Annotated in this window: 14 protein-coding genes; 13 read left to right on the top strand and 1 reads right to left on the bottom strand. The window is 58.9% G+C overall.

Annotated elements, in window-relative coordinates:
• The first annotated feature begins 97 nt into the window (after positions 1-97).
• From LHW45_03650 to LHW45_03640, 3 genes are read left to right on the top strand one after another with little or no spacing between them, the layout of a single operon-like run.
• Positions 98-1,246, top strand: coding sequence for a glycosyltransferase family 2 protein (locus LHW45_03650; GenBank protein ID MCB5284672.1), 1,149 nt, complete (start codon positions 98-100; stop codon positions 1,244-1,246).
• 16 nt (positions 1,247-1,262) lie between these two features.
• On the top strand, positions 1,263-2,270 hold the full coding sequence (locus LHW45_03645; protein MCB5284671.1) for an NAD(P)-dependent oxidoreductase: 1,008 nt from the start codon (positions 1,263-1,265) through the stop codon (positions 2,268-2,270).
• Positions 2,267-3,295 (top strand): Gfo/Idh/MocA family oxidoreductase, encoded by a 1,029-nt coding sequence (locus LHW45_03640; protein ID MCB5284670.1) that lies wholly within the window; start codon positions 2,267-2,269, stop codon positions 3,293-3,295. Before LHW45_03645 ends, LHW45_03640 begins: the two co-directional genes overlap by 4 nt.
• Positions 3,296-3,345: 50 nt before the next feature.
• Here LHW45_03640 and LHW45_03635 read toward each other — a convergent pair whose 3' ends face one another.
• Positions 3,346-3,606, bottom strand: coding sequence for a hypothetical protein (locus LHW45_03635; GenBank protein MCB5284669.1), 261 nt, complete (start codon positions 3,604-3,606; stop codon positions 3,346-3,348).
• 18 nt (positions 3,607-3,624) lie between these two features.
• Here LHW45_03635 and LHW45_03630 point away from each other — a divergent pair, with 18 nt between their 5' ends.
• From LHW45_03630 to LHW45_03585, 10 genes are all read left to right on the top strand, one after another.
• Positions 3,625-3,837, top strand: coding sequence for a hypothetical protein (locus tag LHW45_03630; GenBank protein MCB5284668.1), 213 nt, complete (start codon positions 3,625-3,627; stop codon positions 3,835-3,837).
• A gap of 74 nt (positions 3,838-3,911) precedes the next feature.
• Entirely contained in the window at positions 3,912-4,799 is an 888-nt protein-coding gene (locus LHW45_03625) for a polyprenyl synthetase family protein (GenBank protein MCB5284667.1), read from the top strand.
• Positions 4,800-4,802: 3 nt separating this feature from the next.
• Entirely contained in the window at positions 4,803-5,591 is a 789-nt protein-coding gene (locus tag LHW45_03620; GenBank protein MCB5284666.1) for a capsular biosynthesis protein, read from the top strand.
• The gene (locus LHW45_03615) at positions 5,592-6,566 is read left to right on the top strand and encodes an NAD(P)-dependent oxidoreductase (protein ID MCB5284665.1); all 975 of its coding nucleotides are present in this window, start codon (positions 5,592-5,594) and stop codon (positions 6,564-6,566) included. It begins immediately after the preceding gene.
• Entirely contained in the window at positions 6,566-7,414 is an 849-nt protein-coding gene (locus LHW45_03610) for a class I SAM-dependent methyltransferase (GenBank protein ID MCB5284664.1), read from the top strand. Before LHW45_03615 ends, LHW45_03610 begins: the two co-directional genes overlap by 1 nt.
• Positions 7,415-7,429: 15 nt before the next feature.
• Complete coding sequence (locus LHW45_03605; protein MCB5284663.1) at positions 7,430-8,437, top strand: flippase-like domain-containing protein; 1,008 nt, start codon at positions 7,430-7,432, stop codon at positions 8,435-8,437.
• Positions 8,427-9,407, top strand: a complete 981-nt coding sequence (locus LHW45_03600) for a MoxR family ATPase (protein MCB5284662.1) — start codon at positions 8,427-8,429, stop codon at positions 9,405-9,407. The genes LHW45_03605 and LHW45_03600 overlap by 11 nt, the downstream gene beginning before the upstream one ends.
• Positions 9,408-9,483: 76 nt before the next feature.
• Positions 9,484-10,419: a hypothetical protein gene (locus tag LHW45_03595; protein ID MCB5284661.1), complete on the top strand. Its 936-nt coding sequence runs from the start codon at positions 9,484-9,486 to the stop codon at positions 10,417-10,419.
• Between the two features lie 20 nt (positions 10,420-10,439).
• Positions 10,440-10,922 (top strand): hypothetical protein, encoded by a 483-nt coding sequence (locus LHW45_03590; GenBank protein ID MCB5284660.1) that lies wholly within the window; start codon positions 10,440-10,442, stop codon positions 10,920-10,922.
• Positions 10,923-10,969: 47 nt separating this feature from the next.
• Positions 10,970-11,548 carry an NAD(P)H-dependent oxidoreductase gene (locus tag LHW45_03585; protein MCB5284659.1) on the top strand — a complete coding sequence of 193 codons (579 nt, stop codon included), beginning with the start codon at positions 10,970-10,972 and terminating at the stop codon, positions 11,546-11,548.
• The last annotated feature ends 853 nt before the right edge of the window (positions 11,549-12,401 follow it).

Here is a 12,401-nt window from a genome sequence, read left to right as displayed (position 1 = left end):
TTGACAGAAAAGGCCTTTCCCTGAGTTTGCGCCTGTCGCCTTGGATTTCGGCACCCACTAATTCCAGCCGGGATCGGCGGCAGGAAAAAAACCGAATATGATCATCGCGCAAGTGCTCTTCTGGATCTCCGTGGCCGCCCTGGTTTACCATCTGGCGGGATATCCCTTCATCCTGGCCGTTTTCAACCGCCTCCGGAAGAAGACACGGCAGAATCCGCCCGAGCCAACTGAATTTCCCCGCGTTACCGTGCTCTGCCCAGCCCGCAACGAAGAGGACGCGATCGAGGCCAAGATCAGATCATTCCTGGCCCTTGACTATCCCCCCGACCGCTTGAAAATGATCGTGATCTCGGACGATTCCACCGACCGCACCAATGAGATCGTGAGCCGTTTTGAAAGCCAGAATGTTGAACTGGTGGTGCAAAAACCCCGCCAGGGCAAACCTTCCGCCCACAATCTGGTGATCCCGCGTCTGGACTGCGATTACGTGCTCTCCACCGACGCCAACTCCATTTTCGCGCCGGACGCCCTGAGGCTGCTAGTGGCCAAAATGCTCTCCGATCCACGCCTGGCCGTTGTTTCCGGAGAACTGCGCCTCATCCCCGGCGAGGGTCAAAAATCCGGCGAAGGCCTCTACTGGCGCTACGAATCCCGGCTCAAACAGCTGGACAGCGATTTTCACTCCCTCATCGGCGCCAACGGCTCGCTCTTCCTCATCCGCCGCGACCACTTCCAGCCCGTGGATCCCCAGTCCGTGGACGATTTCGAGCGTGTGCTCACCGTGCTGAAAAGTGGCTTCCTGGCGGCTTATGAACCCCGCGCCAACGTGTTTGAGCGGGAAACGGAAGCCGCGGGCCAGGAAATGGCGCGCAAGATCCGCATCGTCACCCGCGAATGGTATGTGCTGGAGCGCAACCTCAAGCTGCTCAACCCTTTCCGCCATCCCGCCACCAGCTTTCAGCTGGTTTCCCACAAGCTGCTGCGCTGGCTCTTCTTCGTTTTTGTGTTGACAGGATTCCTTGCCTCCGCTTTGCTGTTAAAAATATGGTTTTACCGGGTCACCTTTTTACTCCAGGCCCTGATCTACGGTCTGGGAGCTCTCGGCCTTGTCTTTCAGGCCAGAGGCCGGCGCCTGCCGCTGAGCACCGTTCCGGCCTATCTGGTGGCGATGATCTGGTCGTCGCTGGCGGCTTTTGTGCGCTATCTGCTAAGAACGAGGGCCAACACCTGGAACCCGGTGCGTTAGGAGACGCCCTGCACCAATGAATTTACTTATCACAGGCAGCAACGGCTTTGTAGGCTCCCGGCTGATGTGGGAGCTCGACCGCCTGGGCCATCAGGTTCAGGGGATCGATCTCAGCGCCCACTGCGACGCCGTTCCCCATCCCAAAACCCTGATCGGCGACATCCGCACCCCGGCCGACCTGAAAAGCGTGGCCGGCGCTTTCGAGCTGGAAAACAACGCCGAATTTGACCTTATCATCCACTGTGCCGCTGCCAAACACGATTTCGGCATCAAGCGCGGCGACTATTTTTCCCACAACAAATACGGGACCAAGACCCTGCTCGAATTCGCTTCCCAGAGAGGGATCCGGCGCCTCGTTTACCTGAGCACCGTCTCCGTCTTCGGGCATCCCATCGGCCCCGCTGATGAGGACGCGCCTTACGCGCCGGACCATCCCTACGGGGAATCCAAGCTGGCCGGCGAACTGCTCTGCGTGGACTGGCAAAAGAAAGATCCGCTCCGAGAGCTCATCGTCCTGCGCCCCACCGTGATCTTCGGCCCCCACAACTTTGCCAACATGTATAAACTGCTGGACACGATGCACCGCCGCCCCTGGGTGATGGTGGGCAAAGGCGACCACGTGAAGAGCGTGGTCTCGCTGGACACAGTCACCGGCATGGTCATTTTCGCCCTGGGCCTGCTCCAGCCGGGCTTTCAGCACTTCAACTGCGTGGACGAGCCCTACCTCACCCTGCACGAACTGATGCGCCTCATCGCCTCGCAGCCCGGATTCCGGATGCCCCGCGTGACCATCCCCATCCAGCTGGCCGTGGGCATTGGCAGGATCTTCGACCTCCCCGCCAAACTGCTGGGGATCGACCTGCCCATCAACAGCGACCGCATGAAGAAATTCGCCACCGAAACCAATTTCCTCGCCGCCAGGATCCGCGCCGCGGGCTTTGTTCAGACCACCAGCATCGCCTCCAGCGTGGCGGAAATGTGCGCCTGGTATCTCCAAAATCCCCCCCAAGGAGCCAAGAATTGAAAAAGATCAGATTAGGCTTGATCGGCTGCGGCCGCATCTCCAAAAACCACTTTGAAGCAGTTTCCCAGATCCCCGAGGCCGAGTTCGTGGCCTGCGCGGACTTGAACGAAGACAAAGCCCGCCTCGCCGCCGAAACCTACGGCGTGAAAACCTGGTACACCGACTATCTGGAAATGCTGAACAAGGAAGAGCTGGACGCCGTGAGCATCTGCTCCCCCAGCGGGATCCATCCCCAGATCGGCATCGACGTGGCCAAACACAAATTCAACGTGATCACCGAAAAACCCATGGGCATCAACATCGACGGCGCGGACAAACTGATCAGGGCCTGCGACGCCAACCACGTGAAACTTTTCGTGGTGAAACAAAACCGCCTCAACAGCACCATGCAGCTGCTGAAAAACGCCGTGGACAAAAACCGCTTCGGACGTATCTTCGTGGCCCAGTCCAACGTCTTCTGGCAACGCCCCCAGGATTATTACGACGCCGCCAAATGGCGCGGCACCTGGGAATTCGACGGCGGCGCTTTCATGAACCAGGCCAGCCACTACGTGGACGCCATGTACTGGCTGCTGGGGAATGTGGACAGCGTGATGGCCTACACCGCCACCATGGCCCGCCGGATCGAGGCTGAGGACACCGGTTGCGCCATCCTCCATTTCCGCTCCGGGATCATCGCCACCCTCAACGTAACCATGCTCACCTATCCCAAGAATTTCGAGGGCTCCATCACCATCATCGGCGAAAAAGGCACCGTGAAAGTGGGCGGCGTGGCCGTCAACAAGATCGAAAAATGGGAATTTGAGGAATACGACGATGACGACCGCATCGCCCTGGACGCCAATTACCAGCCGCCGAACGTTTACGGATTCGGCCACAACCCCTATTACCGCAACGTGGTGGACGTTCTGCTGGACATGGGAAAACCCTTCACCGACGGACGCGACGGACGCAAATCCGTGGAGATCATCCAGGCCATCTACCAATCCGCCAAAACGGGAAAAAGGGTTTCGCTGCCCCTCTGATCCGGCCTTACCTCCTCACGCGCCAGGCCGTGTTCTGACTTCGCGCCGGATCAGACCCTCACGCTCTTGATCGTGCCCTGATTCAGTTTGAGCGCCGGCTCGCCGTGGATCATCATCACGATGCCCAGTTCGCGGCCGCAGCCGGGACAGACGGGCCGGGAAAAGGTTTCCGCGCCCGCCAGGCCCACCCGGTCTTCACTCAGCCGGCTGATCAGGCATTTGATCAGCCTCCCCTTCCCCGCCTTGTAATAGCGGAAAAGCCTGGTGCCGCACTGGCAATCGATGTCGATGATCTTTCCGGTCCGCGTCATTTTTCCTCTGGAAACTGAATGTGGTCGCCTCTGCCGGAGGTCAAGGAAAATGTTTCGATCCCGGCTTTGTCAGTCAATGCCGGTCTGCCATGCCATCCCGGGCGGACAAGGCCTGAAGGGGAGGAGGTTCAGGGCGATGAAACACAGCCGGATATTGATTCCCAGCCCGATTTCGGGCAAAATCACCTGCCAAGCGGAGCAAATTGGCACGTGAGCGAACAAAAAACTTGACAATATTGGCTGTGTCAGAGTAGGGAAAACCATAATGGCCGAAAAGTGAGAGAAACCGCCATCAGGAGTATAACTTGCTGTTACAGAAGTATTTTGAGACACGTTTGGAAATGATCGAAGCCAGTCTGAAACAATACGCGAGCCCGCAGACGGCTCCAGCCAAGGAACTCAAGAAAGCCACGCGCTACGCGATCTTCCCCGGCGGCAAACGCTGGCGCCCGCTGCTGCTGCTCTCGATGTATGAGATGCTCACCGGGATGAAAAAGAGCAAGGGCCTGGCGGAGGCGGTGAAGGCCGCCGCAGCGCTGGAAATAGCCCACAGCGCGGCTTTGACGCATGACGATCTGCCCCTTTTGATGAACAGAACGGAGCGGCGCGCGGCCCCGGCGCTGCACATCAAATACGACAATACGGTGGGGATCCTGGCCGGAGACGCTCTTTACGCTCTCGCCTTCGAGGTTTTGGGCGATATCACCCCGCCTTCCAAAGCTCTGGCCTGCATCCGCATCCTTTCCACCAGCACCCGGTCCTACGGCATGATCGGAGGCCAGGCCGTGGCCCTGGAAAGCAAGCACCGGGTGATGAAACTGAACACGCTGCGCTACATAGATTCCAAAAAGGTGGGGTCGCTGCTGCAGGCGGCCGCGGACATGGCCTGCGTGCTGGCCGGGGCGGAGGAAAACACGCGCCAGATCATGAACAGCTACGCCCTGAACCTTGGCCTGGCCTACCAGATGATCGAGGACATCAACAAAGATTACAACCGCGGCAGCGAGGACATCGATTTCGATGAAGACTACGTTCCCGCCTCCAAAAACAGCTACACCGGCTTTCTGGGCTTCGACAAAGCGCGCCAGGCGGTGGAGAAGCTGCTGGACGAAAGTGAGCGGATGATAAGCCCCTTTGAGCATACGGAGGTTCTGGTGGAGTTTGTGCAAATGATCAAGGAGAATCTGCCCTGAGCGATGATCGACATTCATTGCCACCTGCTGCCCCAAATTGACGACGGCTCGGATTCTGAGGAAAAGTCGCTGGACCAGTTGAAACTGATGGCCGAAGGCGGCATCTCTGACGCTTTTCTCACCTCCCACTTCATGCCGGGGCACTATCAGTACCAGCGCGCGGATTACGACGCCAAACTGCTCCGGCTGCGGGAACTGGCGAAGGGTGCAGGCCTGGGGATCAGGCTCCATCCGGGTTTTGAGATCTACCTCCATCCTTTCAGCCTGAAAGACATCGAACAGCACAACCTCAGGCTGGGAAACTCCCGCTACATCCTGGTGGAATCGGACCTCAACGGCCTGCCGACGGATTTTTACGAAAACCTCTACCCCCTGCTCCGCAAAGGCTACAAGCCGATCCTGGCCCACGCCGAACGCTATGTGAGCATCATGAAAAATGTGCACGACGCCAAGGACCTGATCCGGCGCGACATCTACATGCAGGTGAACGCCGGCAGCCTGCTGGGGCTCTACGGCGAAAAGGTGCGCCAGACCGCCTGGTTGCTGCTGCGCAACGGCTGGGCGCATTTCCTGGCTTCGGACGACCACGCCAAAGCGCCCTACGGCGCGTATTTCCAGGCCCTGGAACTGCTCATGGAGGAACTGGACCCCACCGTGGTCCAACTGCTCACCCAGGATTTTCCCGCCAAGATCCTCGCCGGCGAAAACGTTCCCTTCAAATATGTGTATCTGCGCGCCAGCCACGAATCCCGCCGCAAGAAGAAAAGCTGGCTGCGAAGGATCTTCGGATAGATGCCCCGGCTGCTGATCACCGGCGTGACCGGACTGATAGGAAGGGCGGTGCTGAACAGTGTCCTGGCCGCCAAAACCGACTACCACATCACCGCGCTGATCCGCCCGGAAACGGTTCCCGAGCGCTACGCGGCCTTCCGCACCGAGCTGGAGATCGTGAAGCTGGACCTGGCGGACACCTCCAAACTCACATCCTGGCTGAAAGACAACGCCTTCGACGCCGTGCTGCACATCGGCGCGCTGCGGGGCGGACGCAAATTCAACCACCAGGAGTATCTGCGGGCCAACTACATCTGCACCCAGGCCCTGGCGGAACACTGCCTTCAGCACAACGCCAAATTCATGTTCTGCTCTTCGGTGGGAGTTTTCGGCGCCATCCCGGAGGAATTGCCCGCGAACAACCAAACGGAGCGGAATCCGGACAATTTTTACCACTACACCAAGATCGAAAGCGAAAAGATGATCCAGCGGATGGTCACGCGGGGCCTCAAAGCCGCCATCCTGCGCCCTTCCGTTACCTACGGCATCCGCGACCGCGGCTTCCCCTACCAAATGGTGAAAATGGTCCACGCCAACCGCTTTCCCCTCATCAATAAACGCGTCTGGCTGCATCTCTGCCACGTGGACACCATCTCCCGCGCCTTCACCTGGCTGCTGCTGAACGACTATAAACCCGGCCTGGCAATGAATGTGGCCGACCGCGAGCCGGTGCAGCTGCAGCAGCTGGTGAACTTCATTTCCCGAGAGCTGAGAGGCGAAAACTACGGCTCCATCCTCAAGCTCGACCGCCTTTTCTTCCGCTGGGGCGAACAGGCGGCCAGGCTGGTGAAAAACGAACTCTGGATCAGCCGCTTCCAGTTGATCTCGCGCTCCTGGTTCTATCAGGTGGCCGATACCTACGAACTGATGGGCCTCACCCCCACTTACACCATTCCGGACATCCGGATCACCATCGCGGACTATCTGGGCAAATAATGGCCATCCCGATCATCAACGCCTGGGAAAAGTTCTTCGACAACCCCCACGAAGGTTTGGGCTCTTCCTATGAACGCATCGTGCTCAACGACCTGCTGCTGGCCACCGCGGCCAAATATGATGCCCAGAGCGTGCTGGAAAGCCCTTCTTTCGGTTTCACCGGGATCAGCGGGATCAACCTCGTCGCCCTGGCCGATGCCGGCCTGGAAGTGACCCTGGAGGATGACAACACCCACCGCCTGGAACTGATCCGCAACCTCTGGCGCACTCTGGACCGCTCCTTCACCGCGCGTCACAATCCGGGTTTCAAACGCCTCGATTATCCCGACCAGGCCTTCGACCTCAGCTTTTCCTTTTCCGCGCTCTGGTTCGTTCCGGACCTGAACAGCTTTTTGCGGGAACTCTCGCGAGTGACCTCCAAAGCCATCTTCATCAGCGTGCCCAACCGCGCCGGGCTGGGCTACAAGATGCAGCTGAAGGACTACAGCGCCGCCAAATATCCGGACCTCCGCCTGGACAACATCGATCCGCCCTCGATCATCCGCCTGCTCAAAGCCCTGGGCTGGAAGCTCGCCGAATCCGGCTGTTTCGACTGCCCGCCCTGGCCGGACATCGGCATGACCAAAGAGGAATTGCTGGCCAAATGGCTGCCCCAGTGGCTGCTGCCCAAAAAGCTGGCCCGGCCAAAGCAAGATGACGGCGAGGCCATCAGCATCCTCAGCCACTATCTGGGCGACGATCCTGGTTTCGACGAACGGATGCGGGCCTACCAGTGGCTGGAAAAAGCCGCGCCGGAAGCCCTGAAACGGGTTTGGGCGCACCATTTCCGGATGGTCTTTGAGCGCTGAGCCGGGCTGGAGCTGATGTCCCGCAAGCGCGTTTTGTTCCTGATCGCCAGCCTCCTTTTGGGCCTGGCCCTGATCTGGCTCTGGCTGCGCAGCATCGACGTCAACGCCGTGCTGGCCAACATCCGCCAGGTGAGGCCAAACTTGGTGGTCCTCGCCGCCATCGCCTATCTGAGCGCCTATTTCGTCCGCAGCTGGCGCTGGAATCTGCTGCTGAGGTCCCAGGCCGCCATTTCACCGGGCCGCACCTTCCTTTACAGCATGGGCGGAAACTGGATCAACTACCTCATCCCCATCCGCGCCGGCGAGGTGGTGAAGGCCTGGTTTGTGAAACGCAATCATGGCCTGCCCCTGCTCAATGTGCTGCCCTCCATCTTCATCGACAAGACCTTCGACACCCTGGGCATCCTCTTTGTGCTGGTGATGGTGCCGCTGCTGCGCATCCGCGTTTCCGCCGGGCTCACGGTGCTGCTGGTTTTGCTGGGCCTGGTGTTTCTGCTTTCCCTGGGCATCCTGTTGCTGGCCGTGTGGCGCAAGGAAGCAGTGGTGAGGTTTCTGCGGGTGTTTTTCGCCTGGTTGCCCCGGCGCTGGCGGGAGCAGATCTTCGGCTACATCGACGTCTTCATCCGCGGCCTGAATGTGTTTGAACAGCATTGGTCGCGCCTGCTGGTGGCCGTGCTGCTCACCGCTGTCGGAGTGGGCCTGGACGGCCTCTATTTTCATCTCCTGTTCCGGGCTTTCGGGGTGGATTTTCCTTTTGTTTACGTGCTTTTCGGCTATACCCTGATCAATCTGTCCTACGCCCTGCCCCAGCCCCCGGCCCAGCTGGGCAGCAACGAATGGATGATGATCATCATCTTCTCGGTGGGATTTGCATTGACAAAAGACAGTGCTTCGGCGATCATGGCTTTCGCGCACGTGTTAACGGCCATCCTCATCGGCGTGATCGGCTTTGCCGCCATCGCCGCCAGTGGCAGCCAGGTGCTGAAAGCAATCATCCGTGGAGACAAGATATATGAACAGTGAAGCCATGATCGGCAAGATCGAATCATTGAAAAGTGTAAAGCAGGAACTGCTGGCCGAGATCCGCAAGGTGATCGTGGGCCAGGACGCCGTGGTGGAAAAAGTGCTCATCGGCCTCTTCGCCAACGGCCACATGCTCATCGAAGGCGTGCCCGGCCTGGCCAAAACCCTGCTCATCTCAACCATCGCCAAAGCCCTCAACCTCTCCTTTGGCCGCATCCAGTTCACGCCGGACCTGATGCCTTCAGACATCACCGGCTCGGACATCCTGGTCTCCCTCAGCGGCGGCGAGCGGCGGGAATTCCAATACATCAAGGGCCCCGTCTTTGCCAACATCATCCTGGCCGACGAGATCAACCGCACCCCGCCCAAAACCCAGGCCGCGCTGCTGCAGGCGATGCAGGAATACCAGGTGAGCAGCGGCAACGTGACCCGTCCGCTGGACCTGCCCTTCATCGTGATGGCCACCCAAAACCCCATCGAACAGGAAGGCACCTATCCCCTGCCGGAAGCCCAGCTCGACCGCTTCATGCTCTATATAAACATCGGCTATCCCTCTTATGAAGAGGAACTCACCATCGTGCAAACCACCACCGGCGCCGCCCCGGAAGAACCGCGTCCCCTGCTTTCAGCGGACCAGATCATCGCCTTCCAGGCCGCCATCCGCGCCATGCCGCTCAGTTCCCACGTGCTGGAATACGCGGTTAAGCTGGCCCGCCTCACCCGCCCCGGAAATCCCGATCTCGATCCCGAACTGGCCAAATGGATCAACTGGGGCGCCGGACCCCGCGCCAGCCAGTATCTGGTGTTGGGCGCCAAGGCCAGGGCCGCGCTGGACGGACGCCTCACCCCCTCGGAAGAGGATGTGAAAGCCGTGGCGCTGCCCGTGCTCAGCCACAGGGTGCTGATCTCCTTTGCCGCCGAGGCTGAGGGCATGACCTCCGCCGACATCATCCGGCAACTGCTGAAATGATGCAGGAAACACCCGCCTGCCGGGTATATACTCTGGCAGCCCGCGCGGCTGCCTCACATCCACGAAGGAGTGACAGATGAAACACATTCTGCTGCTTGTTTTGGTGCTTGCCGCCTGCGGCCCGGCGCTCGCCGTCGATTTCCGCATCCCGCAGCTGCTGGTGCATGATACCACTGTCCAGCCATATAACATCGACTTTCAGGAAGACCAGGTGATCCTCCGCAACCAGAATTACATCTGGATCCATTCCATCTTCAACCCCTGGTCGCCGCGCCTCGAGGCCGTCTTCCGCTCCCAATACATCATCGAGGATGTGAACATGCTGGGCGGAAACCAGATCTACATCTGCAGCCAGGACCCCGCCAACCTCGTTTCCACCGTGGACACCCTTTCCTACCCCGGCACCATCTATTTCACCAATACCGTGCCGGGCAACAAGATCACCCGCGAAGGCTCGATGCTCTACGTGGCTGACCGCTTCAAGGGCATCGACATCATCGACATCGGCAAGGGCGGGATGCGCGAACTTAAAAGCACCTTTTCCGAAAAGTGGGGCATCCGCGATTTCATCGCCGAATATCCCTACCTTTGGGCCCTGAACGATTTCGGGCTGGTGACCGTGGATATCTCCGACCTCCAGTTTCCCATCAGCATGGGGGTCAATTACGAGATCACCGACGCCACCGTGATGGCCAAAAACGGCGACATCGTCTGGCTGGGCGCCGGCAAAAAACTCCTCGCCATCAACGCCGCGGACATGAACAACCCCCGCCTCATCTTCCAGACCCGCCTTTCCAACGACATTCGCGACCTCGAACTGAAGGACAACCTGCTCTACCTCGCCCTCGGACAGGGTGGCCTCAAGATCCTCGATGTGGCCAACCCCCTCCGCGTGAATGACCTCAGAACCATCACCCACCCCTACATGGAGATCTTCGACGTCGCCCTGGACGGCGACCTCATCTTCCTCGCCCTGGGCACCAAAGGCTGGATGATCTACCAATACCGCTGATCCATCACGCGGGACATCACATGCGCGGATCCAACCTCTGGCCACTGATCCTGCTTCTGGGACTTGTTTTGGCTTTCGCCGCCGCCTGCCAAGAGAAGGAGAAAACTGCTTCGCCCCCGGAACAGCAACCCCGTGGGGAACAGCCGGCCCAACCCGCTCCCGCAAAGCTTTCCGAACTCGATGAGGCCGTCCGCCTCTATTCCGCCTCCACTTCCTTCCGGGATCAGGAAAAAGCCGTGCAGGTCTTTTACAAATACGCCTACAGCAACGACCCCGAGGGCCAATACCAGCTGGGCCTGGCCCGCTGGGAAGGCAAAGGCTCCCAGCAGAGCGACCTCGAAGCCTACGTCTGGTGGACCATCGCCGCCCGCCAGCACCATCTGGAGGCCATGAACAGGATCGAGGACGTTGAAACCCGCTTCACCCAGGAATGGCTGGACGAGATCAACAACCGCGCCAACGACTGGCAGGAAAAGGTGCGCGCAACCCCGGAGCTGCAATGAACCGCGCGGAAAGGCCCCGGATCCCGCAGTGGGGAAACTGAGGATACATGAAGATATTGCTGATCAAAGCGCATCCGCGGGAAGACAGTTTTTGCCATGCTTTGGCAGATGAATATTGCCAAGGCGCCCTGGCCGCGGGCCACGAAGTGGAATCTGTCATGCTGAGCGCGCTGGACCTCGCCCCCTACCTTAAGCATGGCCAGAAGCAAAAGGTAGAGCTGTCGGAAGAACTTTTGGCCGTACAAAGACAGATTTCAGCCTGCGGGCTGCTGGTATTCGCCTATCCGAACTGGTGGGCCACTCCGCCGGCGCTGCTGAAGCTCTTCCTGGAGATCATCCTGCTGCCCGGTTTTGCCTATAAATACCGCCAGCGGAAGGGCCTGGCGGTGGGCTGGGACAAACTCCTCCAGGGAAGATCGGCCCGGCTTTTGGTAACTATGGATGGTCCCCCGGTTTATTACCGCTTTTATCTTAAAGACCCCGGTTACAAAATGATGAACGCCAATTTGCGCTTTTGCGGGATCAGACCAGTCCGCAGCAGCTATTTCGGCTCGGTGAAGCTGTCATCCGCGAAAACCCGGCAACGCTGGCTGGCCAGGGCCTACAAGCTGGGCTTGGCTGAATGAGTGACTTTTTAACCCCGAGTGCGCAGAGAAACAGAGAAAAAGAGAAAAGGACTTTAACACAGAGAAAACAGGGTAAAAGCGGAGCATAAGCGGAGGGGTTTAATTGTAGCATAAGCTTCAGCTTGTTGGGTGCCCGAGATTCCCGGGGTCCTCGCGGAGGAGCGCAGCGAGTCCGTGGGGTGGTTCATCTCGAGGCACAAGGATAAACACAGAGGCACAGAGACACAGAGGGGTTTTAAAAACAGAGGGACAGAGAGGTGGTGGCGTGGTGACGTGGCCGTGGCGCAGCATTCCAATGCTGCGTTTGGGCTTTTCGCAGGGTCGGAATCCTGCGCTAAGCCTTCAGCCGCTCCGTCATTCCGGAATGACGTAATGGTGGAATCTTCAGCTGAGACATCCCGGAAGGTCGATGTCCCGGTCGACCGCATAAATGGAGCGGCAGACGTCCCCGTCTGCCAAGGCCCAAAGGGCCTTTCAGAACCCAACACCAAGCCCCTGCGGGTCTTCACGGACGGGGACGTCCGTGACTCCTGTGAGACGGCCGAACGTAACCCCGTCACCACGTCACCCCCTCTCTGTCTCTCTGTCCCTCTGTTTTTATCCTTGTGCCTCGAGATGAATCTCGGACACCCAACAAGCTGAAGCTTATGCTACAATTAAACCCCTCTGTGTCTCTGTGTCTCTGTGCCTCTGTGTTTATCCTTGTGCCTCGAGATGAATCTCGGGCACCCAACAAGCTGAAGCTTATGCTACAATTAAACCCCTCTGTGTCTCTGTGTCTCTGTGCCTCTGTGTTTATCCTTGTGCCTCGAGATGAATCTCGGGCACCCAACAAGCTGAAGCTTATGCTACA

It is taken from the genome of Candidatus Cloacimonadota bacterium (genome assembly GCA_020532085.1).
Lineage (GTDB): Bacteria > Cloacimonadota > Cloacimonadia > Cloacimonadales > Cloacimonadaceae > Syntrophosphaera.
The sequence above is the reverse complement of the archived record's forward strand: the minus strand, read 5'-3'. Positions and strand labels throughout refer to the sequence as shown.

Excerpts from the sequence above, each read along its gene's own strand:
- LHW45_03650 (MCB5284672.1), top strand. The coding sequence starts at position 98 with ATGATCATCGCGCAAGTGCTCTTCTGGATCTCCGTGGCCGCCCTGGTT.
- LHW45_03645 (MCB5284671.1), top strand. The coding sequence starts at position 1,263 with ATGAATTTACTTATCACAGGCAGCAACGGCTTTGTAGGCTCCCGGCTG.
- LHW45_03635 (MCB5284669.1), bottom strand. The coding sequence starts at position 3,606 with ATGACGCGGACCGGAAAGATCATCGACATCGATTGCCAGTGCGGCACC.
- LHW45_03630 (MCB5284668.1), top strand. The coding sequence starts at position 3,625 with ATGTGGTCGCCTCTGCCGGAGGTCAAGGAAAATGTTTCGATCCCGGCT.
- LHW45_03620 (MCB5284666.1), top strand. The coding sequence starts at position 4,803 with ATGATCGACATTCATTGCCACCTGCTGCCCCAAATTGACGACGGCTCG.
- LHW45_03615 (MCB5284665.1), top strand. The coding sequence starts at position 5,592 with ATGCCCCGGCTGCTGATCACCGGCGTGACCGGACTGATAGGAAGGGCG.
- LHW45_03610 (MCB5284664.1), top strand. The coding sequence starts at position 6,566 with ATGGCCATCCCGATCATCAACGCCTGGGAAAAGTTCTTCGACAACCCC.
- LHW45_03605 (MCB5284663.1), top strand. The coding sequence starts at position 7,430 with ATGTCCCGCAAGCGCGTTTTGTTCCTGATCGCCAGCCTCCTTTTGGGC.
- LHW45_03600 (MCB5284662.1), top strand. The coding sequence starts at position 8,427 with ATGAACAGTGAAGCCATGATCGGCAAGATCGAATCATTGAAAAGTGTA.
- LHW45_03595 (MCB5284661.1), top strand. The coding sequence starts at position 9,484 with ATGAAACACATTCTGCTGCTTGTTTTGGTGCTTGCCGCCTGCGGCCCG.
- LHW45_03590 (MCB5284660.1), top strand. The coding sequence starts at position 10,440 with ATGCGCGGATCCAACCTCTGGCCACTGATCCTGCTTCTGGGACTTGTT.
- LHW45_03585 (MCB5284659.1), top strand. The coding sequence starts at position 10,970 with ATGAAGATATTGCTGATCAAAGCGCATCCGCGGGAAGACAGTTTTTGC.